Raw genomic sequence first — 25,271 nt, forward strand, 5'->3', positions numbered from 1 at the left:
TTCAGACCGCCAGGGTGTAGTTGTCGCCCTGGGCCACTGGCCACCAGGTGCTGACGGTGATGTTGCTGATCGGGCACAGAGCCTTGGCGCCACGGAACACGCGACCCTCTTTCGCGAGATCCGGCAGGCGCCGGGCGACCATGTAGCGGTCCATGCCGGTTTCCCGGGCCAGTTGCATGCTGGTCATCCCCGGATGCCGGCGCACGGCCGCCGCAGTGCGGTCCTTCTGAGCCACATGGGCGCCGCTGCGGACAAGATGTGCAGCGGCGTCATGGCTGCCGCTGGAGTCGGTACTGCGGGCAAGCTGTGCGCTCACGGGGCATCCTTCGCGGCTGCTGCCGCGGCGTGCTGGGCCAGCTCGGCGAAGATCGCCTGTAGGCGGGAGCAGTGCTGGGCGATGGCCGAAGCCTCGTTCGGGGTAATGCGCTGGTCTTCCATCGCGTCGGCGATCAGGTCTGCCAGGTCGCCCTTGGCACCGCTGGCCGCCAACAGCGAGCCGATCAGGCTGCCGCTCGGCGACGCCTCGGTCTTGGACAGCGTGTAGCCATGCTCGGCGGCCAGCGCGTGCAGCACGCTGTCGTTGCCGGTCTTGGCCATGATCTCGCTGGCTTCCGCTAGGGTCAGGTGGTGCGTGGTGTTGTTCGGGTTGACCTTGTTGCGCAGCACCGCCGCCGACATCCCAATGCGCGGGGCGAGCGACTCGCTACCGCCTGGGTAGGCGTGGACGGTCTTGTGGGCGGCATCGATGATGTTCATGAAGGGGCTCGGTGAACGTGGATTCGGGGTGTACGGCGGCGCAACATCAGCGCCATGGACAAGATCAACTCAGGGATCGAGGGCGCCGCCCTCCTTGCGTTACGCTGGATGTGCGAACAACTCAGCCCGCAAGGAGGGCGACATGGACGAAGCAAGGTACGAAGTGGCTATGACGGCGGTTCTTTCGTTGGCGATGGCGCTGGATCACCGAAAAGTCCTGGACGTGGAGGACTACGTGACCAGGCTTTCGCTCAACTCCCTGCTTTCAAAGGCCAACGGAAACGACGAACAATCAGCGCTACTCGACGCGCACATCGCGCGGCTACGCGAAACCTTCGCGGAGCGCGGCGAGACTCACTAGCCGCGTGGTATCGCTGCCACGCCGTAATTTCTTCAGCGGTGATCGCACCGGCCCACCAATGCAGTGAATCCCTCACCTGCTCTTCAGTGAGGGTCCACTGGATGCCTGCATCCGTCGTTGCGGAAGGAAACGCTTTGGCAGGCGGAACACCCGCGCTCTTCGGCGGCTCCTTGGCCAGCAGCGACGAGATCCGCGGAAAGCGAGCGCGCATGTCAGGCAGCCTCGCTCTTGATCAGGTCAGGCCGCAGCTGGCCCGCCGCAGCAATGCCAGCCTGAAAGATCAGTGCGATATGCTCACCGCTCAGGTCGCGCTTGACTGCGTATTCACGAATGCGCGACAGGTGATGCTCCCGGGCCTGCTCGGGGGTCAACTCAGACATTGGGGTTCTCCATGGACATGGAACGAATCGAAACGCGAGGGGAAGACGGACGCGTGGTATCGGTCATCAAGCACCGAACCCGCATCGAAACCTCAGGGCTCAGCGGCCGAAGCTGGGTCGAAGGCCTTGCCCGGTACACGCTGGCGGACGGCAGTGCGGTCAATGCGGTTGAAGACGGCTTTGAGGTCGTTTCAACCTGCGAGCGGCTTGTGCGCGTGTAAGCCATCAGGCAGCCTCCACGTTGATGATTCGGTCAGCGTCCGGGTCGCTCGGCGCGGCCTCGGTGGTCGGCGGCTCTTCCTGCACGCCCAGCAGCCTCAGCACCTGCGGCAGCGCCGGGACGCTCTGCTCTTCCGGCCAGGCCTCGACCTGCTCCACCGGCAGCCTCAGCAGCTTCGCCAGCGGCGCGTCGGTCTTGAAACCGAACTTGGCCCGCAGCGCGCGCTTGCTCATCCGGCTGTCGACCAGCGGGCCGATCACAGCGCGCGGCGTCTGCACGACGTCTTCCGGCTCGGGCCAGATGTCCGGCCTAAGTTCATGCAGAGATACAGCGCCGCCGCTCTCCACATGCAGCAGGCGGACCAGGCCGCCGTCGAACCGCTGCCCTTTGCTGAGCGCCTTGCGCAGGTAGCCAATGGAAGTGCGAGCGCGGGCCGCGTACTGCGCCTGTTGCGGCGGGCTCAACGTGGAAAGGTAGGTGCGTAGGGTCTCCATGACCCAAACAATACCCGCAGGTAAGCAATCAATCAATACCTGTAGGCAATTTACTTGCAGGTAATGGAATCGTGGAATACACGGATGGATAAATACGAACAGCGCCGGGCTCAGCTGAAGGCTTTGGCTGACGACCTGGGGCGCGGCGGTGTCGCGGCAATTGCCGCGAAAATCGGTAAAGACGCCAGCTACGTGTCACGCATGCTCTACGAACCTGGCAAGGCCGGGCGTAAGCGCATTGGCGAGGACACCTTGGCAACGCTCGCCCATGCATTCCCGGATCACTTCGGCGATGGCCGCTCCGTCTCACCTGTCTTAGCGACTGAGACCCCACCCGGTTACGTTCGCTTCCATCTGCTCGAAGGAGCAGCCGGAATGGGGGTAGGCGTGGTGAATCAGGATTTCCCTGAAGTGATGCAAGTGATGGAGGTTGCTGAGTGGGAGGTACGGCGGAAGCTGGGCTTCCTGCCCAGACCAGGGCAGATTCAGATCATCACGGGGCGTGGCCCTTCGATGAGGCCAAAGATCGAGGATGGCGACATTGTATGGATCGACACGGCAGTCGATTACTTCGATGGCGACGACTACTACCTGATCAGCTATGACGGCGAGACCCAGATCAAGATGCTGCAGAAGCGGGTCGATGGCATGTACGTCGTCAGCGCCAATCCGGACTTCAAAGAATGGCGGTGCGAGCCGGACGAGCTTTCCATCCAGGGGCGCGCACTTGTGCACGCAGGTTTCAGGCGCTTTTGACAGGGGAAGTTGATGAGTATCGTCGTACGACTGGGGATGCTGGCGGTGGGGGGTTTCCTGCCAATGGTGGCAGCCGCCGCCGACCTAACTGAAGAGCAGCGCACGTTGGTGCAGGTGTTCGATGCGCCAGGCCACGACAAGGCTGCGATCTACACCGCAGGGCGACAGTGGATTGCCGAGAACTTCAATTCGGCCAAGGCAGTCATCGAGTACGAGAGCAAGGATGACGGGACCATCATCGGCAATGGCAACATCAACTATCCCTGCGCGAGCGCGTGGGAGTGTCTTGGAAAGCCCGATTGGACGGTTCCCTTCACCATGCGGCTTGAGGCGAAGGACGAGCGTTTCAGGCTGACCTTCAGCAACGTTCGGCTGCACTGGCCGGCAAAGATCAACGCAGGTATACGGCAACCAGAGTTCGACGGCCCAGTTCGAAGCGCGAAGGACATGGACAAGATCCGCCCGAAGCTGTTGATGTTCGGAGATGAGATCAATGCGTCGCTCGTGACCCGGAAGGCCGGCGACAACTGGTGACCTGACAGGGCAGCCAAGCCCTCCTCCATCGCGCCCCTACAGGGGGCGCTCTTCTTGGATGATGCGCGCCTTTGCGGCAGCGCGTTGCTCGGCCAGTATCTCTGCGCTGAGCTGGTTGTTCGTTCTTACCTCGCGGATCAGATCGTTGAGCAGTGGCTTGATGCCGAAGACTGCGAACGGAACAAAGATCCAGAGGATGGCCAGGACCGCTCCGAGTCCGAAGATCAACAGCATCACCAGTCCGTACCCCATTTCGAACCCACTCATGTGACCACCTCCATGTGTTGTTTCGAGGAACGCTAGCAGCAAGCACCGTCGCGGTAAATCCAACGGCAGAGCCGACCGCAGGATATGGCTCGTCGCCGCCATGGCCTTCCATTACCCCTGTCCGAGAATTTACTTACCCCCGGGTATTGACATAAGACATACCCGCAGGTAATTTTACTTCGTCGCCCCAGTAACAGCCCATCCGGGCCGGGGCTCGGAGTCCTCCATGGCTTTCGCTGCCTTCACCGCTTCCGGTCCCGTCACGGTCAAAGCCGTGCACGCCACCGATACCGTCGCCATCTCCTTCGGCACCGTCGAGATCAACCTCTCGCCCGCCGAATGGGCCGAGCTCGCCATGAAGGGCTCCAGCGCCGCGCTCGAACTGCGCGCCAACCACATCCGCACCGGCATGCGCATCGGCCCCCTGCAGCTCGGCAACGCCGACCTGGTCGAGGCGCAGGCATGAGCGCCGTCATCCTCCAGTTCCCCACCAACACCGCTCAGCGCGCCAACGGCGCCGGCCTGGCCGTGGCGATCGCGGCACGCCGAATGGGTTACCGCCCTCACCACATCGCCCGCGCTGCCGCACTCGCCCGCCGCGAGGTGCTGGACGGCCACAAGAGCGCTGCCCGCGCCGTCGCCGACATGACCCGCGACCTGGCGCACGGCGCACGCAACCACACCCCGGGTGCCGCATGAGCGGGATCGACTTCGCCTTCGGCCTGATCGTCGGCTTTGCCGCTGGCGCCCTGCTGGCCACCGCTTGGCTGCAGCGCCGCCAGGAAGAGCACTTCGCCGCCCTGATGGAGCAGATCCGATGCGCGGGCTGATCCGCCACTGGCGCGCCGGCGGGCTGGTGCTGCTGGGCGCCCTGCTTGCGGCCGTCGCCTTCGTCATGGCCTGGGGCGGCATCGAAGACACCGGCGTCTACCTGCTCATGGGCGCCCTGCTCTGCGCCACCCAAGTGCCCGACGCGTGGAGGCGCGGCCGCGATGGCTGATCCACTCAACGTCGCCTCCTGCCTGCGTGCCATGCGCCGCGCAGGCGCCGCCGGCGAGCCGGTTCCGGCAGACATGGCTGCCATGTGGGCAAAGGTCTGCATTGAGGAGCTGTACGGGCAGCAGAAGCCAGTGCGCTACGAATGCCGGCGCCGCGGCAGCAACGACCCATGGGAAGAGGCGGAGCCGGGCGACGTGACGCACCTGCGCCGCCGGAACCTGGTGATCCGCGCGCTTTACCTGCATCCGCCGGTGGCCAAGCAACAGCACCACTGGCCGCCCGGCAGTAACGGCCAAGGCCACTGCCTGGACTGCAACGAAGTCGAATGGCTCGCAGGGCCGGAATGCCGTCCGCACGCCCCGCTCCGCGACCACCGCTCTGACATGCCGTTTCGCATCTCGTGGCTGCTACAGCCGCTAGAAAAGCTCCTTTACTTGACCAAGTACCTCAACCCGTTCGACCGCGCCAAATGGCGAAAAGAAACCACCTACCTCATCGACCGTATCAGAGACCACGAGAAGGGAAGCCAGCCATGACTCACACCAACGATGAGGTGTCGACCCTAAAGAACATCTGGCGCTGGAGGCAATGGAAGAAAGCCATCGCCCGATCGCGTTATCAGGTCAAGTTCCGATCTGTAGGCGGGGACGACGCCCTTAATCAACTCTGCCACGGCACGTATCTCGTTCATCACAGAGCGAAAATCCGACTTGAGCTCGTCGACAACGTACTCAGCAAACGGAGCTTCAATGTCGGGTTCAGGCGAGATATCGAACGTGGCTACCGACTTGTCCCACTTTTTCAATGCTCGTCGCAGACTATTGAGGGACAAGACCAACTCCAAAGTTTCTGGAGTCGCTATCAGCTCGGGGACCGCAATGGAGTGTCGCGCCATTCCCTGAACAGTCTGTTTGGCCTGACTTGGCTCACTCGTGGGCCTCACCGTTGGAAGAATAAACCCGACCGGCCCGAGTGCATATCGCAAGTCAATGAGCTCGGCCGCGAAGTTGTCAACCACAGCCGTGGCAACTGCCAAGTTCTCCTGCTGGCGACGCTGCAACGGGAAAATGACCGCCCAGTAAGTTGCTACGGCAGCGAGCCAACTGCCCACACCTGCAAAAACAGCAACGGCGACTGCCCAGGCTTCCCATCGCGGTGCACATCCCTGATCGGGCCACCAGCAGGCGCCCACGGTGTTCAGAAATTCCATTCCCCAACCCCTAACTCGATTGGGCCGCATTCTGCCATGCCTTCAAAGGCTTGCTCAGTATCTGTCACCTTGGCTACCGTCCAGCCGCCGCGTGACCTGCGCACCAGGCTGCGGGAGGACACCTGATGCGATACCTATCGCTCTTCTCGGGCATGGAAGCCGCGCACCTGGCTTGGGCACCACTCGGCTGGGAATGCGTTGCCGTGGCCGAGATCGAACCCGCAGCGTGCGCCTTGCTCCGTCACCGCCTGCCCGACGTGCCGAACCTTGGCAGCGTCACCGAAATCACAGATGAGCAGATAGCCGTGCTCGGTGGCATCGACGTGGTGATCGGCGGAAGTCCCTGTCAGGGCCTCTCTGTCGCTGGCCGCCGTGCAGGGCTAGACGACGCCAGATCGGGCCTGTTTCACGAACAAATGAGGATTTTCAATGCAGCTCGACATCTTTGCGGGGCACGTTTCCTCGTCTGGGAGAACGTGCCAGGCGCCTTCAGCAGCAACCAGGGACGAGACTTTGCTGTCGTGGTTGGCGCAATGGCAGGATCCGTCGTGCCTGTCCCCCGCGACGGATGGGGATGCGAAGGCGTTGCGCTGGGTGACAACGGTCTCGTCGAATGGTCCGTGCTTGACGCGCAGTGGTTCGGAGTGGCGCAGCGGCGCCGTCGCGTGTTCTCTGTCCTCGATACTGGAAACTGGTCCGATCGCCCGCCGGTACTTCTTGAGCCCGAAAGCATGCGACGGCATCCTCCGGCGCGTCCCCGACCTTACCCAACGATCGATTGCGGGATTTGGCGCAAGCGGCAATGTAATCAGTGGGTCCGAAATGGCTTCGCTATTGCGAGACCAGGCGGCGTCAGCAACCCCACTCCGTTAGAAGTCGAGCGTCTTTTTGGGGCTCCTGACAACTGGACGCTGGTGCCAGATCAGAACGGCGCCCTCCTGAATGACGGCCCGCGCTACCGGATGCTGGGAAATAGCTTCGCCGTCCCGGTGATCAGGTGGATCGGAACCCGTATTGATGCGGCAGCTCAGGCTGCATTGCGGAAGGTGGCCTGATGGACACGATCACCCAGGCCCTGCACACAGCGCGCGTGCTGATCGGCGAGGCCCGCGCCCGGAGGCCGGTACGCCACGGCTTCTGGTCCATGTTTCGCATGGCCCAGTCCGCCCGCCGCCGCGCTGCGGCCCTTCCCCGGCCGGCGCCGCCGGCACGTCCTATCCAACCGGAGCTGTTCGCCCGATGACTATGACCTTATCCCTGCTGGTCCAGCCACACGCTGACAGCGTCGCGGGCGGCTTCAAGCGCGGCTTCTTGGCTCGGGAAATGATCGGGCAAACCGGGCAAAACCTCCCCGGTTTCCAGGGTCAAGCCTCGTACCTCGACGTCCTCGGCCGAGTTGAGCCAAATCGTGGCTCCAAACCTCCGGCCAAGAACATACAGCTGCGCCTCTCTGCTCCGAATGTCTTCGTACTCGACCATATCCGTGCTCCGACTCAGGCGGCCACCGCCCTCGCACAGATCTTACCCCCCTCCCAGCGGGCCCACACTGGAGGCAACCGATGACCCAGCGACACATCAGCCACCCCGAGCCGCTGCCGGACTGCGCCGCCGGTCACAGCGCGCGCCAGATCCACGACCTGCGCAGCATCTCCGCCGGCGGCGGCCACTTCGTCGAATGCCGTTGCCGGGCCACCCAGCGCCACCCTGAGGCAACCGGGGCACTCGACCAGTGGCGGCGCATCAACCGCCCTGCCCGCAGCGCCCGGAAAGTCATGCCCACGATCGAAGCGCCCGGTGCAGACAACGTTGTACAGCTGGACTTTGGCCTGGCGCCGCCAGCACCGCCCCGGCGTGCAGGAACAGGAGGTGGCCATGGGCGCCGCTGAAAAGCTCGACCTATCAGGCAAGGACTGGCTGACGGTCGAGGAAGCCGCGCACTACTGCGGCGTCTCCAATAGCCAGTTCCGCAAGAACGCCCTCAGCTACGGACTCAAACCCCGGCGCTTCATGGGAAAGCAGTTGTACGAAAAGGCGGCGCTCTATGCCGCGATCGAAGGTGCAGAGGAATGGCAAAGGTTCGACTCTACTGGCGTGGCACAAAGGCCTACCTCGACTGGGCGGAAGGCGGTGAGCGCTTTCGCCGGTCCATTGGGCAACCTGACGCCCGTGAGGCGGAGAGAATTCGTGCCGCGAAAGAAGCAGAGCTGACGCACGGGGTCCGGATCTTGGCGCGACTGCCCAAGGTTCGGGACTACCTGGAGTGGTATCTGGACTGGTACGAGGCCGAGCACCCGACCACCATCACGAAAGCCCGTAGCGAGGTGAAGCGCTTCATCAAACTGTTCGGTCATCGGCCGATCGACCGCATCCGCGCGGTCGAGGTAGAGCAGTACAAGCGCTCGCGCCTCATAGACGACAAGGCAGCGAAGGAAACAGTGGGGAAAGAGATTCGAAGGCTGAAGGCGGCATTCAACCGCGGCGTCGAATGGAAGGAACTGGACGTCAACCCGCTTGCCTCTGTGAAAGCGCCTCGCGGCGTGCGAAGCGTAGCAGTCAAGTTCTATGACCGGGCGGCGATGCGACGCCTGTATCGGGCGAACCCCGCGCGGGCGCCTCTGTGGCTTTTCTTGGCCCATACCGGCCTGCGACGGGGCGAGATCATCGCCTTGGGGAAAAGCTCGGTCGTGGCGGGACGGCTGCTGGTGGAGAGCGACCCGGACGAGAGCGGCGAAGGCCGGACAAAGTCAGGAAAGTGGCGGGAGGTTCCCCTCAACCGATATGCCAAGTGGGCGTTGCGGCACCTGCCCGATCCGCTCGTCACGGTGCACAAGGACACGGTTTCGGACTGGTTCAAGCGAGATTCCGACCTAGCCGGGATCGGGGGGCACCTCCACCGACTACGTCACACGTTCTGCGCCCACCTGGTAATGAGTGGAGTGCCGCTGCGACGAGTGCAGGTCCTTGCAGGACACGCAGACTATGCAACCACGGAAAAATACTACGCACATCTGACGCCGGAAGGTGCCGACGGTGCGGTGGCTAAACTAAAATACTAAGATTCTCCGCCGCGCTGGTCGTTAGCGACATCCGGCGCCTGTACCCCACCTAATCCACGAATCGCTTCCATCATCTTTGCTTGTGACATGTCCTTGTCCGCCTGCGATTTAATCAAATCCGCGGGATACAACGTCAGCACGACGGTCCAGACTTGCCACAGAGTAAGGACTACGAGAAGGACAAAGGACGTCGTTCGCGCCCACTCCTTGTACTCCAAAATGAGAGGCACCTGTTTAGCAATTGGAGCTGCTATACCAGCAAGCAAGACGAGCCCTAGAATTATCGTCGAGTGAGCAATCGGTGTAAACAGAGTGGTGAATTTATCGTTGACAGGGTCCGCAGGCTTGGAAAGGCCAGTAAACGAAAGCCGCAGCCTTTCCGGATACACGATCGCGAGCCATGCCCCGACGACGGCAAAGATGATAGCCGCCGTAGCCCTTAGCGCCTCAAATAGCGGCCACTGCTGCTGAAAAGGAATACTCCTTCCGAACCATAACGCCGCTCCAACCATAAAGATGGTGACAGTGAACGCAATGCTCAACATCAAAATTCTCATGTCAGCAGCCCGGTAAGATAGCTTTGATGGCCCATGATAGCCCTCAATAGGGCAGAGGTCGCCACCGTACCGTCAGCGGCTCTAATCCCGTTCAAGACCACCTCTCCGCGCGCCCCTGACTTGCTAAGCCAATGTGTACTTGTCTCACCTTTAAATTTAAAACCGTAATCATCCCAATCTGTCGTCTGGGCCTGCTGACTCCAATCGTTAATAAGGGATACAACCTCCGCCCGAGTAAGTGAGGTAGTGAGCGAGGTTGTTACGTGCGCCTTATTAGGCGTGGAGGACGGTGCCCAACCCTTTTTCATGACACCCAACGCCTTCTGCCACAGCGCGCGTTCATCAGGAGTTTTGAAGGTAATGTCTGCACGCCTCTCAATCTTGTAGACATCATCCCAGCGACGAATAATCTCTGCAGTGATAGCCGGCTTTGAGAACAGCCGGGTCCGAAATCTCGGACGCACCTTTGCTTCCACTTGGTCTCTCGGAGTCGGCCTGTAGCCATAGGTCACGACTGCAGCAGGACTGCTAGGATTAGGAGGCAGCTGCACGCAATATGAGGATTGAGTAGCAAGAAATTGCTCGCAGTACTTCTGAAAGGGCGGCTGCGCAGTGATTAAGCCCTCCACCCGAAGCGTAGCAAATGCACCTACGTTGGGGAGGAACAAAAAATACGTCGGAAAGCCTGGGATAGTGCCCTGCACTATTCCATTCATGTGCTGGGTCACACTACCCACCAAATCGTTCGCAGCGACGGACGTAACTTGATTGTCGGCCGTAGCGGGGACCTCATTCCACATTGTCAACAAAACGGCACCGTTAAAGCTTTCCATGCTTAGCAGATAAATAGGCAACGAATGCCCAGCTGCGCTCGATGAAATTTGCGTGTTTGCCAAGCTTTTACCAGCTGACCAGGTTTCCAAGTCCAGTAGAAGCTCTGCGAGCCCGCCGAATGATGGCGCAGTTGCACCATGCTTGTAGTAGCCGCAGTTAAACACTTCGTGGAAAACTACACTTACCTTGTCGCTCATCACTCCCCCTATCAGCCATCCTGGCTCATTCGTCGGGGAATGATGCCAGAGAGCCTCTACCGTGGGAACGCAACTACGAGGGCTGCGGGCGGGGCCCCCAGACTTTCAGAGGTCCAACCACGCCTGAAAGGTCCTGTGCCAAGTGTGCCAAGATTGGGCACATAAGCACTCCTTTATGGCAACGCGGGTAGTACCGCGTCGCCCCAAGTGCTTGATTTTGGTGACCCCGGCCCGATTCGAACGGGCGACCTTCCCCTTAGGAGGGGGACGCTCTATCCAGCTGAGCTACGGGGCCACGGAGGGCGTAAAGGATACAGGCAAACGAGGGGCCTCATCCATGCTCGGCCGGTTGCCCGCCACTCATCCCCGACAGCGGCAACTGCCCTATGCTCCTCCGTCCCCTGTGATGAGTGACATGGATGCATCCTCTTTGGGCCACCCTTTCCCAACTCGGCGACAGCCGCTGGCTGTTGCCCGTGAGCCTAGTGCTGATCCTCTTCGGCCCCGAAGAGAGCCGCGCCCTTCGCATTCGCTGGGCGGCCGGCCTGGCAATCGCCGGTGGCCTAACCCTGGCCTCCAAGCTGGCCTTCCTGGGTTGGGGCATTGGTTGGGCCCGGCTGGACTTCACTGGATTCAGCGGTCACGCCACCATGACGGCAGCGGTTTATCCGGTCGCCCTGTATCTCGCCGCGTCTGGTCGGCTCCCGAAACCTCTCCTTTGGGCACTGCTCGGGTCGCTGCTTGCCGCCATGGTCGCCTATTCGCGCCTACCCCTTAACGCCCACTCCGCATCTGAGGTGGTGAGTGGGTGGCTGCTGGGCACGGCGGCGACGGTTTTCGCCCTGTCGGCGCGCGCCACAGGTTGGACAACCCCCCTACCCACTCTTGCAGCGTCAGTCATAGTGGGACTGGCGGTCCCAATGCTGATGCCCACGGTCCGCACCCACGATGTGGTCATACGCCTTGCGACCGAGCTGTCAGGCCGCGACCAAGTCTTCAATCGACACCATTTTGTGCGATAGGCGTCAAATATTGGACGCAACGAAGCCAGCCCGGGTGCTCAAACCGACTTGACACTGAATAGCCTTCAACGCGAAGATGACAGCGAAAATTTACCTCACGGAGTAGGAAACCCCGTTATGAAGAAGATCTTTGCCGCTCTCGCCCTCGTGGCTTTCTCCCCGATGGCTCTGGCTCAGGAAGCCCAGGTTGAGCAGGCTGCTGGTGCTGAAGGCACCACCGCTGCCACCAGCGCAGAAGTCGCCGGCACCGGCGCCGCCACCGGTGCCGCCACCGGCGCCCTCACCACTGCGGCCGTGATCGGCGCCGGCATCGCTGTCGCTTCGGTTGCCTACGCTGTCGGCTCGGGTAGCAGCAGCGATGACGCTGGCAACAACAATGGCGGTGGCACCACCCCGCCGCCGACCGGTACTACCGGCACGACCGGTACGACGGGCACCACCGGCACCACCGGCACCAACTGATCCGCTAGTCGGAGTCAGGTCATTACGCCCTCGCCGGGCGCAGGTCCGGCGGGGGTTTTTGTTTTGCCCGACAGGGCCAGGAAGAATCATCGATGGACTGCAAGCGTCTCGGCGCCACTCTGGCGTTCGCCCTTACCCTGTCCGGCTGTGTCTGGGCGCCCGGTCAGCACCTGCGCTCCAGCGCCCTGGCCCGTGATGATCAGCCGGTCGGCAACGACCAGATCGAGCTGATCCAGATCACACCGAAGCTGATCGCCATGGACCGTGCGTCGCGCGATGTCCCGACGCTGCCGATTGCCCTGACAAGTTATCAGCCTGGCCCGTACCAGATTGGCGCAGGCGACATCCTCTACATCACTGTATGGGATCACCCAGAACTGACCGTGCCTGCAGGCCCGCAGCAGCAGCTGAATGCAGCCGGTCGACTGGTCCAGTCCGATGGCACGCTCTTCTATCCCTACATCGGCAAGATTGCCGCGGCCGGCAAGACACCGGGCGAGCTTCGCGATGAGATCACCTCAAAGTTGGCCCGAGTCATCGAAGCGCCCCAGGTCGATGTTTCCATGCTGACCTACGCCAGTCAGCGCGTCTGGGTTACCGGCGCGTCGCGCCAGGCGGCGACTGTGCCGTTGACCGTAACCCCGCTGACCCTCGGCGATGCCATCAGCCAGTCCGGGCTTGATCCGGCGCAGGCGGATCTGTCGGGCGTGCGTCTTACCCGCGAGGGCGTGACGTACACCATCGACCTCGACCGGCTCGGCCGTCAGGGCGGCGGCGCTACCAACGTCTTCCTCAAAGCAAATGATCATCTCTACGTCCCGTATCTGGACCGGAAGGAGATTTTTGTCGTCGGTGAAGTGAACCAGCCGGGTGCAATGAGCTTCAAGACCAGCGACATTTCGTTGAGTCAGGCGCTTGGCCGTGCACGCGGCCTGCAGCAGTCCACGTCCAACGGAAACGCCGTCTATGTGATCCGGGGCTCGAGTGATCTGCAGAGCGCACCCTCCAGCGTATTCCAGCTGGAAGCAAAATCCCCAGCCGCCTTCGCCGTTGCCAGCCAGTTCGAACTTCTGCCCGGTGACGTGGTTTTCGTTGGCGCAGCAGGTGTGACGCGCTGGAGCCGCTTCGTGAACCAGCTGCTGCCGTTCACCTCGATCATCAGCAACGCGGCAAGCGCGCGTAACGATCTCGACAATTGACGGCTGGCCAATGATGAGCAGGACCGCTCTCGTTGCGCCGCAACGGAACCATGGATTGCGCGGCCTGGCCGCGCTCGTATTGATGGGCTTTGCGCTCTCAGGCTGCGGCGTGGTGGGCCGTACCAGCGTCAAGACCGTACAACTGGCAATGCAGGGCAAACCAGACGTTCAGCCCACAGCCGCTGACGTGGCAGCGAACCGCTATCCCCAGATCAAGGTTACCGGCCCGCGTGGCGGGGCGGTTCTGGTTCTGGGCAACCTCGATGGTGATCGCCAAGCCTGGTACAGCAACGATCGCAGCGTCGTCTTCCTTGAAGATGGGCTGGTGGTAGGCACGCATGGTGGCATCCCTGAGCTCCAGAGCATGCGAATCGAGGGTCAAAATCCTTTCCACGCCCTGCACCAGATCGAAGCGCCCATCACCGTCCAGCGCCAGTATGACGTCATGCCTGGCTATCGCTTCGGCATGACGGTGAGCGGCACCCTCGAACGCCTCGGCACCGAGGACGTCGAGATTCTCAACAGAACCCGTTCGTTGCTGCATGTCCGCGAGCGTCTGGAAGGCCAGGACTGGAAGCGCGACAACCATTATTGGGTAGACCCGGCCAACGGGTTCATCTGGAAGAGCGTGCAGGCCATCGCACCCGATGCCAGTCTGGAAATCATCCAGCTCAAACCCTATTTGCCGGATCTGAACCGTTGATCACTTTGCGTCTGGCCGCCCTTGCCCTGGGCGTGGCCGCCTCTGTCTCCCTGCACGCCGCACCAGCCATCACCGTCGAGGTCATCGGCAGCGTCCGAAATCCGGGCATGCTCACGCTCCCTGCAACCAGTCGCTTGTCTGATGCAGCGCTCGCTGGCGTGCCGGATGATCGCAGCTACATGCTGGGAGCGGCCCTGCTCAAGCGCAGCGAGCTCGTTGCGCAGACCCGCCTGAAAACAGGCCTCCTGTTCGACCTTGCGGCCATTGAAAGCCGGCAGAGCAGCGACCCGGAAGGTGCCGCGGCCGCAACACGCATCGCCCGGGAAGTGTCTGCGATGCCAGTGACCGGCCGCGTTCGCCAAGGACTCGCCCCGCGTGTACTGGAGATGGACCTCAGCGCCAATCGGCCATTGGCAGACGGTGACAGGCTGTACTACCCGACACGTCCAAGCACAGTGACCGTCCTTGGTACGGTGGAGCAGCCCTGCTCGATACCGCACCACGCCTTGCAGCGTCCGATGGACTATGTGCGGCAGTGCCCTGCCCTGCTCGCAGCCAGCAAGGATGATGTGTTTGTCATTCAACCTGACGGCGAGATACAGAAAATTGGCATTGCACTCTGGAACCGCAGTGGTGAGTCCTCCCTCGCTCCCGGCGCCCTCATTTTTGTTCCTCTCAACGCACGAACAACGCGCGACGTAAACCCCGATTTCAACGAGGACGCCGCACGCTTCCTCGCCACCCAGGTGCTGGATGCGCCCGGAGCACCGAAGTGACTCGTTTTGCCAGATCACAGGCCGCTCGCCTGAGCCTTGCGCTGCTCACCTTGAGCATCAGCACCGCCCTCCATGCCCAGAGTGCCCCCGCCCCCACTGCAAGCGATTGGGGCGGCATTGGCCTGCTACAGACCCCCACCGCGCGCATGGCCGATGAGGGCGAACTCGCCTTCACGGCCAGTCATACCTCGCCTTACAGCCGCTACAACATGGTGCTGCAGCCGCTACCCTGGCTGGAGGGCGCGTTTCGCTACGTTTCGGTAGCCAATCGGCGCTATGGTCCGGAATGGCTGAGCGGAACGCAGAACTACAAGGACAAGTCGATCGATCTGAAGGTCCGCCTGCTTGAAGAGAGTCGCTGGGTTCCCGAAGTTGCGGCAGGCTTTCGCGATCTGGGTGGCACAGGTCTGTTCTCAAGTGAGTACCTCGTCGCCAGCAAGCGCATTGGCTCTTTCGATGCCAGCGTGGGCCTGGCCACAGGCTACATCGGTAATCGAGGTGATTTCAGGAACCCCCTGACCTCCATCGACGATAGATTCGAAACCCGCCCGCGAGCGCAAGGTACCGGCAGCCTCAATAGCGATGGGATGTTCCGTGGCCCGGTCGGTGTCTTCGGTGGCGTCGCGTACCAGACGCCGTGGGACGCGCTTCAGTTGAAGCTGGAGTACGACGGCAACGACTACAAGCACGAGCCGCAGGGGAACAACCAGCGCCAGAAGAGCCCGTTCAACGTTGGCGCATCTTACGCGGTCAACAAGAACGTGCATCTACACCTGGGCTGGGAGCGTGGCGACCTGGCGATGTTCGGCATCACCCTCCGGACGAACCTTGCCCAAGCCAGCTCCATGGCAAAGGTCCTGGATCCCATGCCGATGCCACTGAAACAGCGTCCTGCGACCGCCGCGCCTGAGTCTGAGCACGACACAAATGTTGTCGCGGAACTGTTCGACTGGTCCGGCGTCGCCAACCAACTGGAGCAGAACGCAGGGCTGCGCGTTCAGAGCATCAGCCGACGTGGATCGGAACTGATCGTCACCGGAGAGCAGCGCCGCTTCTACTATCCGGCACAGGGCGTAGGCAGAATGGGGCGTGTTCTCGACGGCACGCTACCTGACGACATCACGTGGTTCACCGTGCAAAACGCCCGGTTGGGCGTTCCGATCGTGGAAACCAGCATCGAACGAAAGGCCCTCGTCGACTACATCGAACACAAGACAGACCTGAGCACTCTCGCCGGTCATATCGAGATGGCTCCTCCCGCCGCTCAGCAGCGGGAGACCCTTTACAGCGCACCGCTGCGCCGTTTCGACGGCGGGTTCAACATCGGCTATCAGCAATCGCTCGGCGGACCTGACGGCTTCGTGCTGTTCCAGGTCGCTGGCACCTACAGCGCCAGCGCCTACCTCGCCCGGAATCTTTGGCTTAGCGGCACCGTCAGCTACAACGCCTACAACAACTACGACAAGTTCCGCTACGACGCCCCCAGTCGCTTGCCGCGCGTACGCACCAATATCCGCCGGTACATGACGGAAGAGGACTTGACGCTACCCAATCTGCAGTTGACCGGCACCCGCCAACTTGCGCGGGATACGTATGGCATGGTTTATGCGGGCCTGCTCGAATCCATGTATGCCGGCGCCGGCGGTGAAGTGCTCTATCGCCCGCTCAATGAACGTTGGGCGGTAGGCGTGGAAGCCAACTGGGTCAAGCAACGCGATTTTGATCAGCGTTTCAGCTTCCGTGACTACAGTGTCGCCACCGGCCATGCCAGTTTCTACTACATGTGGGGCGAGGAACGGCGCGTGGTGACTGCATTGAGTGCCGGCCGCTATCTGGCCAAGGATTGGGGCGCCACCCTGGCTGTCTCACGCGCGTTCGACAATGGCGTGACCATGGGCGCCTACGCAACCAAGACCGACGTATCCTCCAAGGACTTCGGCGAGGGCAGCTTCGACAAAGGCATCTATGTGTCCGTCCCCTTCGACTTCCTGCTGCCGCGCTCGACGCGCGCCCGGGCTAATTTCGCCTGGAACCCGCTCTACCGGGATGGCGGCGCTCGCCTAGCGCGCAGTTATGGACTGTACCAGATGACATCAGAGCGTGACCCGGAGTTCTTCTTCGATAACCTACAGACCATCGACGACTGATCTTCGCAGTCAGCCTAAGCATGGTGGAAGTAAGAAAAAGAAGGCCAGGAGCATGCTCCTGGCCTTCTTGGCATATCACATCATGATTCTGCAGCCCATCAGCAGAGGGAGCGGCAAGGACCGCCCCTCGCCGAATCACTTCTCGTTGGAAGCGTACTCGTAGTATCCATAACTGTAGTAGCCAGTTGCGCGCCTCTCAACGGCGTTGAAGATCGCACCCTTCACTTGAACACCGTTCTGCTCGAACCGCTTCATCGAAAGCAGGATCTCCTTTGGCTGGTTTACGCCAAATCGGGTCACCATCAGCGTTGAACCAGCGTGGTGAGAGACGATCGCGGCATCGGTAACTGCAAGAATCGGAGGAGTATCCACGATGACCAGGTCGTACTCAGAAGACAGTCCTTCCAAGAGGCTGGCGAAGCGCGGGTGCATCAGGAGCTCTGAAGGATTCGGCGGAATATCGCCGCGCGTCATGTAGTGCATCTGCTCCAACCCGGGAACGGCATGAATTGCGTCGCCAACGGCCAGCTTTCCAGACAGTACATCCGACAGGCCGCTGACGTGGCTCACGCCCAACACTTTATGCAAAGTCCCCTTGCGCATATCCACGTCAATGACGAGCACCTTCTGACCTGCCTGGGCAACGACAGCACCCAGATTCGCGGAGATGAAAGTCTTGCCGACGCCAGGGCGCGGACCGGAGATTGCAATGACGTTGTTCTTCGCCTCCATCATCGCAAAATGCAGGCTTGTCCGCAGACTGCGAAGTGCCTCTACGGCCAGGTCTGCCGGCTCCGCCGCGGCCAGTAGATGCGAGCGACCATCAGCCACCACGCGGGACTTGCCTCCCCGACCCTTCTGGATCTTCAAGAGGTTACTGGAGACACTCAGCGGAATGGCGGCATATACAGGCAGGCCGAGCTCTTCAATCTGCGCGGGGTCTTCCACGCCAGGATTGAGCATTCGAGCAAGGAAAGCAGCACCTGCAGACAAGAAGAGACCCAACAACGTCGAAACCAGCACGATCAGGCCTTTCTGGGGTTTGACCGGCTTGCTGATATCAACAACCGCATCATCGACGATCCGGACATTGCCGACCGTTCCCGCCCGGGCCACGTCCAGCTGCTGTGCCTGATTCAGCAGCGCCGTATAGAGCTCATTGCTCACCTGAAGATCTCGCGTGAGTCGCAGCAGCTCCTGCTGCGTGTCCGGCAGCGCATTGACCTCACGGCGGAAACCGTCTTTGCGTCCCTGCAGATCGGAAAGCTGCTTAAGCAGGGCACGATAAGCAGGATGCTCGCGAGTGAAGCTCCGGTCCATCTCCGCCTGCTTCATTCGCAGCTCCTGGATGCCCGTTTCAACCGCCACCTCTTGTTCCAGTAAGCCCTTCGTCTGCATGGTGATGTCAACAGAGTTGGCGCGCGACTGGTACTTCGCCATTGCCGCCTGGGCATCCTCAACCTGCTTGCGCACGGTAGGCAGCTGGTCCTTCACGAACTGCAGCTGAGAGGCCGCCTCGGCAGAGCTACGATCCACGTTCTGGCGCGCATAGGCTTCGGCGACCTTCTGCACCACCATCTGCGCCAGCACTGGATCTGCATTTTCATATGCTACTCGCAGAATGCCGGACTCTTTGCCTTGCTCACCGGCCTTAATCTCTTCCTGCAGACCCGACACTACATCCAAGCGACGCAGCTTGGTGACAATAAAGCGCATACCCGGATGCGCGCGCAGGCTTTCCACTTCGATACGGAAACCATGTGCATCAGCTGCGACACCGGCCCTTCCCTTGACCACGAGTTGCCCGTCATCATCGATCAAATCGAATGCACCGTCGGCAGTAGTCGCCACAAGCGTTAGAGGCTCGTCAACGTAGGCACGCGGAACCTCGAAGCGATGGATCTTCAGCGATTCACCGCCCCACCCATAACCTGACAGGCCCAACAGCGGCTCGGCGAGCTCATCGGGCGCGCGCGCTTCGGAACGACGTGCGAAGAATCCACCAAGTACGGGGAATCGCCTGGGCTTAGCGACGATATCCAACTGCAGCTCATCCACTGCGGTCCCCACCACAGAGCGCGACGTCAAGAGCGCAACCTCGGTCGTAGCGGCTGTACTGCCGCCACCCGCCAGCGAGGTCAGATCGGCCAAGCCCGGAATCGTTGGCATCTTCGACTCCACCTGCACCATTGCCTGAGCTTGGTAAACAGGCGTGGCGAACAGCGCATATGCCGTGCCAACGATTGCGAAGATCAGTGTTGTCCCAATGATCCACCATTTTCGGTCGATCAGAACCCCCAGCATCTCTCGCAGGTCAAATTCATCGTCCTCTCGGACGGCACGCGCAGGCGCTTCCTTCATCTTGGCTTCCATTTCATTCATTTCCACCGTGATCGGGCGGATCGTTACTTAACGTACTTGGACCAACGATCGACGCTTTTATCGATCAAGGCGTAAACATGCTCAAAGGCGATACGCTGCTGACGGTAGGGATCGGGTACTTCCAGCGAATCCCAACGCCCCAGCAGGAACGTTTTTCCACTTACCTCGGGTGCATCGCGCACGATGCGCGATACGTGCGCCTGCTCCATCACCAGGATCAGATCAGCCGCACGTAGCACTTCAGGAGTCGCTTGCCGTGCACGATGTCCGTCCGGATCCAAGCCGTGCTCGCGCAGTATCTCGGCCGCCATAGGATCGACCGGCTTCCCAACCAAAGCCTGAAGGCCGGCCGACGAAACCTCAACCCCCACCCGGTCGCGCAGCGCGTGACGCATGAGGATCTCGGCGGTAGGGCTACGGCAAATATTTCCGACGCAGACAAGCAACAGCTTCTTGAACACATATCCCCCAAGGCATTCATCCATGAACCAGGCGCACGGCCACCCTTGCCCGCGCTGAACAGCCCGACAGTCTACAGCATTGGCGCAAAAACGGAGTGGGATTGGAGCCTAACCTCCTGATCCACCTCAAAGATCATGCACCCAGATCGCGCTTCCGACCAGACATCGTGGCACCATGCAAATCTTGGGCCACTTGGCAACAACCCATCTACCGCTGCCTTCTGGTAGGATGCCAGCACAATTTTGACACCTCCGTCACGGAACCGGCGCCCGAACCGCATCCACCAACTTGACGCGGCCCAAGAAGAAGGCGGGCCGTAGCGCGTCGCTTTTTCAATCAAGGAAGACGAATATCATGTGGCTCTCCCCGTCCCGGCAACACTCTGGCCTTTGGACTTTATCCGCTGGGCGCTTCGGGGCAGCATTGAGCTTGGTCCTTCGTATTGGCGACCCCGTCCTACTCATCGCGGGAGCGTTTGTCGCTTACGCATGGCGCTTCGGGGACTTGCATGTTCCGGTTGATTACTGGCGGCTGGTCGCCATTACAGCCGTGTTTGCTGTCTTGGTCCTCGGCGCCTCAACGCTTTACGGAAGCTGGCGCGGGCGCGGCCTGATTGCAGAGTTCGCGCAGCTGCTGCTCAAGTGGGCGCTCATCTTCTCGGCGCTCGTCGCATACGCCACGGCAATCCAGATTACTGACGAATTGTCGAGGCTCTGGCTTGCCACGTGGTTCGCCGCAAGCCTTGCCGGCGTGTTTGCCCTGCGCGTGGTGGTCCGCATCGGCTCTGCGTGGGTGCGGGCTCGGGGCATGGACCTCAGATCTGCAGTGATCGTAGGCGCCAATGCCGATGCGCAACACATCGTCGACACCCTCAGGGACAATGCCTGGACCGGCATCACCGTCAACGGATGGTTCGCAGCCGATTCAGATCGCTGCACCTTAAACGGTGTGGCCGCGCTGGGTGATATCGAAAGTTTGGGCAGTTTTGTAGAAACAAACCAGATAGATCAAGTTTGGATAGCGCTACCGATGCGCGATGAAACCCAAATCAGAATGGCGCTGGACCAGCTTCAGCATTCCACCGCAGACGTTAAATTCGTGCCGGACATGTTCGGGCTTCATCTTATGAACCATTCGGTGGAGCAGGTAGCCGGCCTTCCTGTGATCAATCTGCAACAAACTCCTTTGCACGGCGGTGCACGACTTTTGAAGGCAAGCGAGGATCGTTTGCTGGCGGCACTCATCCTTCTACTAATACTCCCCCTGATGCTTGCCATCGCGGTCGCCGTGAAAATCAGCTCACCGGGCCCAATCTTCTACCGTCAGGAGCGGATGAGCTGGAATAACAAGACGTTCTGGATGCTGAAGTTCCGCTCTATGCCAGTGGACGCGGAACAGTCTTCCGGCGCTGTATGGGCAAAGTCTGGCGAGGCGCGCGCGACGCGCATTGGAGCCTTACTGCGGAAAACCAGCTTGGACGAACTTCCACAGTTCATCAACGTGCTGCTCGGCGACATGTCCATCGTGGGCCCACGCCCAGAGCGGCCAGTCTTCGTTCATAAGTTCAAGAACGAGATTCCAGCCTACATGAAAAAGCACATGGTTAAGGCAGGGATCACTGGCTGGGCCCAAGTGAATGGCTGGAGAGGATCAACGGACTTGCAGAAGCGCATCGAGTGCGACCTCTTCTATATCGAAAACTGGTCGCTTTGGTTCGATCTGAAGATCGTTTTCATGACGCTGTTCAAAGGGTTCGTGCACAAGAACGCCTACTAAAGCGCGCCCTTTGACCTTTCTGCTTTTCACCTGTAGCCCTTTATGCTCATTGCCCTCCTAATTCTTGTCGCCGCCATCTGTATTCTAGCGGTGGTCTACCCGTACCTGATCTATCCCACCCTTCTCGCTGCGACAAAGGCGCGACCGATTCAGCTTGGCGCTCCCGAGTGTGGCGATGGCGCAGATTTCACGCTCCTTTTTTGTGCGTACAACGAAGCATCGGCAATGGCCCAAAAGCTCGCCAACCTCAGGGATCTCCGGTGCAGGTATCCTGCGATGCAGTTCATGGCTTTCGATGACGGATCCAGTGATGGGACGGCAGACCTTATCGCTCGCGATGCCCCGTTCGTCCAACTCATCCGTGGCGGCGGCCGAAATGGCAAGGCGCACGGTATGAAGCTGATGGCCCGCCAAGCTTCAACGCCAGTGCTTGTCTTCACAGATGCCAATGTACTGCTGGACCTGGATGCTCCCCAAGCACTTGCCGCCTGCTATTCCGACAGCAGCGTCGGAGGCGTCTGCGGCGCACTTCATTACTTGGGTGCCGACGGGTCGTCTACGGCGGCCGTAGGCGGCCTTTATTGGCGTCTGGAGGAAAGAATCAAGGATCTGGAGTCGCGTAGCGGCAGCGTGATGGGCGCCGACGGCTCCATTTTCTCGATTCGTGCCGAACTTTATCCGGAGTTCCCCGATACTGTACTTGACGATTTCACGGTATCAATGTCAGTGGTGTTCAATGGACTTCGCCTCATCAAGAGCAACGCGGTCATCGCCTATGAGCAGCTTGTCTCCTCGCGAGGCGATGAGTTTGCCCGAAAGGTCCGCATCGCTGCTCGTGCGTATCATACGCATTCAGAGTTGACATCGAAGCGCCGGAAGCTTTCGCTGACGAATCGCTTTAGGTACTTCTCACATAAGACCTTGCGCTGGTTCGGTGGTGCTTTTCTCCTGGCCGGGGCTGCGTCTGGAATAGCTGCTGTCAGCTTAATGTGGCCACTGGCTGGGGTGGTTGTTGGCGTCCTGATTGGCACGATGATCGTCATCGGCATCTACACACATAAGGGCGCGATATCGTCCGTTCTGGAGATCGTCTTGGCAATGCTTGCCACGCTGCAGGGCGTTGCGCGTGCAGCGCGAGGTCAGACCTTTGCGGTGTGGAATCCGGCGAAATCGCGCTAAACAACGGATCTTTGCCATAAGACCGCGTGATGAAGGCAACAGTGACGCGGCACCAATGTTTTTCTCGAGAATTTTCCAGGAGGCAGAATGAAAGCAGTCATCCTAGCGGGTGGATTGGGGACGCGACTGGCCGAGGAAACGGCCGTGCGCCCGAAGCCGATGGTTGAGATCGGCGGCCATCCGATCCTTTGGCACATCATGAAGATCTACTCGACCCATGGCGTCAACGAGTTTGTCGTATGCCTGGGCTACAAGGGCTATTACGTAAAGGAGTTCTTCGCGAACTACGCCCTCCATAATTCCTCGATAACGGTCGACATCGTCAACCGCTCCCTGGAGTTCAGGGGTGATTCGCAGCTTCCTCCTTGGAAAGTCCACCTGGTGGACACCGGCACCGACTCGATGACCGGCGGTCGCCTGCGGCGTGTGCGCGACTACCTGGACCACGATGAGCCGTTCTGTATGACGTATGGAGATGGTGTGGCCGACATTGACATTACGGCACTGCTAGCGTTCCACAAGAGCCATGGAAGGGACGCAACGCTGACGTCCGTACGCCCTGCTGGCCGTTTCGGCGCGACCGTAATCCAGGACGGCAAGGTCACGGAATTCACCGAAAAGCCGGCCGGTGACGGTGCGCAGATCAACGGAGGGTTCTTCGTGCTCCATCCGCGCGTAATCGACCGTATTGCTGGTGATGACACCATCTGGGAACGCGAGCCACTCGAAGGCTTGGCACACGACGGGCAGCTCGCCGCTTTCGAGCACAAGGGCTTCTGGCAGCCCATGGACACGCTCCGGGACAAACAGTCTCTGGAAGCGCTTTGGGACGCCGGCAAGGCCCCGTGGAAGATGTGGGACTAAGCATATGCCGAACCGTGATTTTTGGAGCAAGCAACGCGTATTCCTGACCGGGCACACCGGCTTCAAGGGCAGTTGGACCGCGCTCTGGTTGGCCCGCATGGGCGCGCAGGTGCACGGCTACTCGCTCGCGCCCGAGACCACCCCCAATCTGCATGACCTGATCGGCAACGCCAAGGGCATGACCTCCACCATCGGTGACATCCGCGACCCTCTCGCACTACAGCGTGCGGTGGATGCATGCGACCCTACGGTGGCGATCCATATGGCGGCCCAGCCCCTGGTCCGTCGCTCCTATCGGGAGCCGGCAGAAACCTACGACGTCAATGTCATGGGTACGCTGCACGTGCTGAACGCGCTTCGCCGCGCCCCCCATCTGCGCGCGATCCTCGTCGTCACCACGGACAAGGTCTATATGAACGACGACTCCGGCCGTCCGTTCATTGAAACCGATCCACTTGGCGGTCACGACCCCTACTCCAGCTCCAAGGCGGCGTGCGAGGAACTGGTCTCCTGCTACCGGCAGAGCTACTTCGAAGAGGCCGGAATCCGCGTGGCCACGGCGCGTGCCGGCAACGTCGTAGGCGGCGGCGACTGGTCGGAGGATCGCCTGATCCCCGACATCTGGCGCGCCATGCTCGCCGGCCAGCCAGTGACCTTGCGCAACCCCGGCAGCACCCGGCCGTGGCAGCATGTCCTGGACCCGGTATCCGGCTATCTGGATTACGTCGAGGCACTGGCATCCGAGGGCGCCGTGGCGCTCCCCAATGCGCTGAACCTCGCGCCCGCGACAGACTCCCCAATGAGTGTTCAGGCAGTCACTGAAACACTCGGGCAGGCACTGGGCATGCACGAAACATGGCGTCTGGACGACGGTGACAATCCGGTAGAGATGACGATGCTGACCTTGGACGCATCGCTGGCAACCCGCGTGCTCGGCTGGCATCCACGCCTGACCGGGCGCCAAGCCGTCGAATGGTCTGCTGACTGGTACATCCGACAGCACCAAGGGCAGGATGCGACCGCGCTCACCCTTGCCCAGATCGATGAATACGAAGGACTGGCGACGCGCTGAGCGCGCCTCTGGAAAGGAAACGACACCATGAAATTCACCCCCGCCCCGCTGGATGGCGTGTACCTGATCGATCTGGAGCCCCGCAGCGATGATCGCGGCTTCTTCTCGCGCCTCTTCTGTCAAGACGAGTTCGCAGCACATGGACTGGAGACGAACTTTCTGCAGTTCAACACCTCGTTCACCCGAGCGCGTCACACCCTGCGCGGCCTCCACTATCAGCTCGGCGACTCTGCCGAGGTGAAAGTTGTCAAATGCACGGCCGGCAGCCTATACGACGTCGTGCTGGACCTACGCCCGGACTCGCCCAGCTTCGGCAAGTGGTTCGGCGCAGAACTGAGCGCGGAAAACCGCCGGATGATGTATGTGCCCCGCGGCTGCGCCCACGGCTTCATGTCGCTCACCGACGATGTCGAGATGCTCTATTTCGTCAGTGCGGCACACAACGGCAAGAACGAGCGCTGTGTCCGCTGGAACGACCCGCGTTTCGGGGTGGAGTTCCCTCACGCGCCGCTTTTGATCTCCGAGAAGGACGCTGCCGCTCCGGACTTCGACCCAGCATGGCACCTGGACGCCGGCCTCACCAACACCCCATTCCCGCGGAGCTGA

At 61.0% G+C, this 25,271-nt stretch carries 36 protein-coding genes and 1 tRNA gene; 25 read left to right on the plus strand and 12 right to left on the minus strand.

Annotation, left to right across the window (positions count from 1 at the left end):
* Position 1: 1 nt before the first annotated feature.
* Complete coding sequence (locus tag PV764_RS02095) at positions 2–316, minus strand: winged helix-turn-helix domain-containing protein (RefSeq protein ID WP_421116091.1); 315 nt, start codon at positions 314–316, stop codon at positions 2–4.
* Complete coding sequence (locus PV764_RS02100; protein ID WP_421116092.1) at positions 313–756, minus strand: phage regulatory CII family protein; 444 nt, start codon at positions 754–756, stop codon at positions 313–315. The genes PV764_RS02095 and PV764_RS02100 overlap by 4 nt, the downstream gene beginning before the upstream one ends.
* A 142-nt stretch (positions 757–898) precedes the next feature.
* On the opposite strand from PV764_RS02100, the gene PV764_RS02105 reads away from it, so the two are divergent.
* Positions 899–1,117 carry a hypothetical protein gene (locus tag PV764_RS02105; RefSeq protein ID WP_266084504.1) on the plus strand — a complete coding sequence of 73 codons (219 nt, stop codon included), beginning with the start codon at positions 899–901 and terminating at the stop codon, positions 1,115–1,117.
* Positions 1,118–1,329: 212 nt separating this feature from the next.
* On the opposite strand, the gene PV764_RS02110 is transcribed toward PV764_RS02105, so the two are convergent.
* Positions 1,330–1,497, minus strand: coding sequence for a hypothetical protein (locus PV764_RS02110; protein WP_266084505.1), 168 nt, complete (start codon positions 1,495–1,497; stop codon positions 1,330–1,332).
* Positions 1,498–1,508: 11 nt separating this feature from the next.
* Here PV764_RS02110 and PV764_RS02115 point away from each other — a divergent pair, with 11 nt between their 5' ends.
* Positions 1,509–1,718, plus strand: coding sequence for a hypothetical protein (locus PV764_RS02115; protein ID WP_421116093.1), 210 nt, complete (start codon positions 1,509–1,511; stop codon positions 1,716–1,718).
* A 4-nt stretch (positions 1,719–1,722) separates the two neighbouring features.
* Here the strand turns inward: PV764_RS02115 and PV764_RS02120 are convergent, their stop codons facing one another.
* Positions 1,723–2,211, minus strand: coding sequence for a hypothetical protein (locus PV764_RS02120; RefSeq protein WP_421116094.1), 489 nt, complete (start codon positions 2,209–2,211; stop codon positions 1,723–1,725).
* An 84-nt stretch (positions 2,212–2,295) separates the two neighbouring features.
* Here PV764_RS02120 and PV764_RS02125 point away from each other — a divergent pair, with 84 nt between their 5' ends.
* A complete protein-coding gene (locus PV764_RS02125) occupies positions 2,296–2,967 on the plus strand; it encodes a S24 family peptidase (protein ID WP_421116095.1) in 672 nt (223 codons plus the stop codon).
* Positions 2,968–2,979: 12 nt separating this feature from the next.
* Positions 2,980–3,501 carry a DUF4468 domain-containing protein gene (locus PV764_RS02130; RefSeq protein WP_421116096.1) on the plus strand — a complete coding sequence of 174 codons (522 nt, stop codon included), beginning with the start codon at positions 2,980–2,982 and terminating at the stop codon, positions 3,499–3,501.
* A gap of 36 nt (positions 3,502–3,537) precedes the next feature.
* On the opposite strand, the gene PV764_RS02135 is transcribed toward PV764_RS02130, so the two are convergent.
* Positions 3,538–3,768: a hypothetical protein gene (locus PV764_RS02135; protein WP_421116097.1), complete on the minus strand. Its 231-nt coding sequence runs from the start codon at positions 3,766–3,768 to the stop codon at positions 3,538–3,540.
* Positions 3,769–3,994: 226 nt separating this feature from the next.
* Between PV764_RS02135 and PV764_RS02140 the strand changes: the two genes are divergently transcribed.
* From PV764_RS02140 to PV764_RS02160, 5 genes are read left to right on the plus strand one after another with little or no spacing between them, the layout of a single operon-like run.
* Positions 3,995–4,234 carry a hypothetical protein gene (locus PV764_RS02140; RefSeq protein WP_346467862.1) on the plus strand — a complete coding sequence of 80 codons (240 nt, stop codon included), beginning with the start codon at positions 3,995–3,997 and terminating at the stop codon, positions 4,232–4,234.
* Entirely contained in the window at positions 4,231–4,467 is a 237-nt protein-coding gene (locus PV764_RS02145; protein ID WP_070427027.1) for a hypothetical protein, read from the plus strand. The genes PV764_RS02140 and PV764_RS02145 overlap by 4 nt, the downstream gene beginning before the upstream one ends.
* Positions 4,464–4,598, plus strand: a complete 135-nt coding sequence (locus PV764_RS02150) for a hypothetical protein (protein ID WP_399620058.1) — start codon at positions 4,464–4,466, stop codon at positions 4,596–4,598. The genes PV764_RS02145 and PV764_RS02150 overlap by 4 nt, the downstream gene beginning before the upstream one ends.
* Positions 4,586–4,768, plus strand: a complete 183-nt coding sequence (locus PV764_RS02155; RefSeq protein ID WP_421116098.1) for a hypothetical protein — start codon at positions 4,586–4,588, stop codon at positions 4,766–4,768. Before PV764_RS02150 ends, PV764_RS02155 begins: the two co-directional genes overlap by 13 nt.
* On the plus strand, positions 4,761–5,303 hold the full coding sequence (locus PV764_RS02160; RefSeq protein ID WP_421116099.1) for a hypothetical protein: 543 nt from the start codon (positions 4,761–4,763) through the stop codon (positions 5,301–5,303). Before PV764_RS02155 ends, PV764_RS02160 begins: the two co-directional genes overlap by 8 nt.
* Before the next feature lie 26 nt (positions 5,304–5,329).
* On the opposite strand, the gene PV764_RS02165 is transcribed toward PV764_RS02160, so the two are convergent.
* A complete protein-coding gene (locus PV764_RS02165; protein ID WP_421116100.1) occupies positions 5,330–5,977 on the minus strand; it encodes a hypothetical protein in 648 nt (215 codons plus the stop codon).
* Between the two features lie 125 nt (positions 5,978–6,102).
* Between PV764_RS02165 and PV764_RS02170 the strand changes: the two genes are divergently transcribed.
* Positions 6,103–7,032: a DNA cytosine methyltransferase gene (locus PV764_RS02170; RefSeq protein WP_421116101.1), complete on the plus strand. Its 930-nt coding sequence runs from the start codon at positions 6,103–6,105 to the stop codon at positions 7,030–7,032.
* Positions 7,032–7,220 carry a hypothetical protein gene (locus PV764_RS02175; RefSeq protein ID WP_421116102.1) on the plus strand — a complete coding sequence of 63 codons (189 nt, stop codon included), beginning with the start codon at positions 7,032–7,034 and terminating at the stop codon, positions 7,218–7,220. The genes PV764_RS02170 and PV764_RS02175 overlap by 1 nt, the downstream gene beginning before the upstream one ends.
* An 8-nt stretch (positions 7,221–7,228) precedes the next feature.
* On the opposite strand, the gene PV764_RS02180 is transcribed toward PV764_RS02175, so the two are convergent.
* Positions 7,229–7,456 (minus strand): hypothetical protein, encoded by a 228-nt coding sequence (locus PV764_RS02180; RefSeq protein ID WP_421116103.1) that lies wholly within the window; start codon positions 7,454–7,456, stop codon positions 7,229–7,231.
* 80 nt (positions 7,457–7,536) lie between these two features.
* On the opposite strand from PV764_RS02180, the gene PV764_RS02185 reads away from it, so the two are divergent.
* The 3 genes from PV764_RS02185 to PV764_RS02195 are packed head-to-tail and all read left to right on the plus strand — an operon-like array spanning position 7,537 to position 9,033.
* Entirely contained in the window at positions 7,537–7,863 is a 327-nt protein-coding gene (locus PV764_RS02185) for a hypothetical protein (protein ID WP_421116104.1), read from the plus strand.
* Positions 7,850–8,185 carry a hypothetical protein gene (locus tag PV764_RS02190; protein WP_421116105.1) on the plus strand — a complete coding sequence of 112 codons (336 nt, stop codon included), beginning with the start codon at positions 7,850–7,852 and terminating at the stop codon, positions 8,183–8,185. Before PV764_RS02185 ends, PV764_RS02190 begins: the two co-directional genes overlap by 14 nt.
* Before the next feature lie 17 nt (positions 8,186–8,202).
* A complete protein-coding gene (locus tag PV764_RS02195; RefSeq protein WP_421116106.1) occupies positions 8,203–9,033 on the plus strand; it encodes a tyrosine-type recombinase/integrase in 831 nt (276 codons plus the stop codon).
* Here PV764_RS02195 and PV764_RS02200 read toward each other — a convergent pair.
* The 3 genes from PV764_RS02200 to PV764_RS02210 form a co-directional block, all read right to left on the minus strand.
* Positions 9,030–9,578 carry a hypothetical protein gene (locus PV764_RS02200; RefSeq protein ID WP_421116107.1) on the minus strand — a complete coding sequence of 183 codons (549 nt, stop codon included), beginning with the start codon at positions 9,576–9,578 and terminating at the stop codon, positions 9,030–9,032. The two genes, PV764_RS02195 and PV764_RS02200, sit on opposite strands and share 4 nt — an antisense overlap.
* An 8-nt stretch (positions 9,579–9,586) precedes the next feature.
* A complete protein-coding gene (locus PV764_RS02205) occupies positions 9,587–10,621 on the minus strand; it encodes a hypothetical protein (protein WP_421116108.1) in 1,035 nt (344 codons plus the stop codon).
* A gap of 218 nt (positions 10,622–10,839) precedes the next feature.
* Positions 10,840–10,916 (minus strand) — tRNA-Arg (locus PV764_RS02210).
* Between the two features lie 181 nt (positions 10,917–11,097).
* On the opposite strand from PV764_RS02210, the gene PV764_RS02215 reads away from it, so the two are divergent.
* From PV764_RS02215 to PV764_RS02240, 6 genes are all read left to right on the plus strand, one after another.
* Entirely contained in the window at positions 11,098–11,643 is a 546-nt protein-coding gene (locus tag PV764_RS02215) for a phosphatase PAP2 family protein (protein ID WP_421116109.1), read from the plus strand.
* Between the two features lie 117 nt (positions 11,644–11,760).
* Entirely contained in the window at positions 11,761–12,105 is a 345-nt protein-coding gene (locus PV764_RS02220) for a hypothetical protein (protein WP_343312019.1), read from the plus strand.
* Positions 12,106–12,197: 92 nt separating this feature from the next.
* The gene (locus tag PV764_RS02225) at positions 12,198–13,304 is read left to right on the plus strand and encodes a polysaccharide biosynthesis/export family protein (protein WP_284129471.1); all 1,107 of its coding nucleotides are present in this window, start codon (positions 12,198–12,200) and stop codon (positions 13,302–13,304) included.
* Between the two features lie 13 nt (positions 13,305–13,317).
* Entirely contained in the window at positions 13,318–14,007 is a 690-nt protein-coding gene (locus PV764_RS02230; protein WP_421116110.1) for a YjbF family lipoprotein, read from the plus strand.
* The gene (locus tag PV764_RS02235) at positions 14,004–14,783 is read left to right on the plus strand and encodes a capsule biosynthesis GfcC family protein (protein WP_421116111.1); all 780 of its coding nucleotides are present in this window, start codon (positions 14,004–14,006) and stop codon (positions 14,781–14,783) included. The genes PV764_RS02230 and PV764_RS02235 overlap by 4 nt, the downstream gene beginning before the upstream one ends.
* Positions 14,780–16,930, plus strand: a complete 2,151-nt coding sequence (locus PV764_RS02240) for a YjbH domain-containing protein (protein ID WP_421116112.1) — start codon at positions 14,780–14,782, stop codon at positions 16,928–16,930. Before PV764_RS02235 ends, PV764_RS02240 begins: the two co-directional genes overlap by 4 nt.
* A gap of 135 nt (positions 16,931–17,065) precedes the next feature.
* On the opposite strand, the gene PV764_RS02245 is transcribed toward PV764_RS02240, so the two are convergent.
* On the minus strand, positions 17,066–19,312 hold the full coding sequence (locus tag PV764_RS02245; RefSeq protein WP_421116113.1) for a polysaccharide biosynthesis tyrosine autokinase: 2,247 nt from the start codon (positions 19,310–19,312) through the stop codon (positions 17,066–17,068).
* A gap of 23 nt (positions 19,313–19,335) precedes the next feature.
* Entirely contained in the window at positions 19,336–19,773 is a 438-nt protein-coding gene (locus PV764_RS02250; RefSeq protein ID WP_421116114.1) for a low molecular weight protein-tyrosine-phosphatase, read from the minus strand.
* A gap of 355 nt (positions 19,774–20,128) precedes the next feature.
* Here PV764_RS02250 and PV764_RS02255 point away from each other — a divergent pair, with 355 nt between their 5' ends.
* The 5 genes from PV764_RS02255 to rfbC all read left to right on the plus strand — a co-directional run bounded on the left by PV764_RS02255 (position 20,129) and on the right by rfbC (position 25,271).
* Complete coding sequence (locus tag PV764_RS02255) at positions 20,129–21,550, plus strand: undecaprenyl-phosphate glucose phosphotransferase (RefSeq protein ID WP_421116115.1); 1,422 nt, start codon at positions 20,129–20,131, stop codon at positions 21,548–21,550.
* Between the two features lie 42 nt (positions 21,551–21,592).
* Positions 21,593–22,729: a glycosyltransferase gene (locus tag PV764_RS02260; RefSeq protein ID WP_421116116.1), complete on the plus strand. Its 1,137-nt coding sequence runs from the start codon at positions 21,593–21,595 to the stop codon at positions 22,727–22,729.
* An 87-nt stretch (positions 22,730–22,816) separates the two neighbouring features.
* Positions 22,817–23,593 (plus strand): glucose-1-phosphate cytidylyltransferase, encoded by a 777-nt coding sequence (gene rfbF, locus PV764_RS02265; protein ID WP_102788389.1) that lies wholly within the window; start codon positions 22,817–22,819, stop codon positions 23,591–23,593.
* A gap of 4 nt (positions 23,594–23,597) precedes the next feature.
* Positions 23,598–24,665, plus strand: coding sequence for a CDP-glucose 4,6-dehydratase (rfbG, locus tag PV764_RS02270; RefSeq protein ID WP_313447395.1), 1,068 nt, complete (start codon positions 23,598–23,600; stop codon positions 24,663–24,665).
* Between the two features lie 27 nt (positions 24,666–24,692).
* Positions 24,693–25,271: a dTDP-4-dehydrorhamnose 3,5-epimerase gene (rfbC, locus tag PV764_RS02275; RefSeq protein ID WP_313447396.1), complete on the plus strand. Its 579-nt coding sequence runs from the start codon at positions 24,693–24,695 to the stop codon at positions 25,269–25,271.

The sequence above is a fragment of the Stenotrophomonas sp. AS1 genome, assembly GCF_048957655.1.
GTDB lineage: Bacteria > Pseudomonadota > Gammaproteobacteria > Xanthomonadales > Xanthomonadaceae > Stenotrophomonas > Stenotrophomonas bentonitica_A.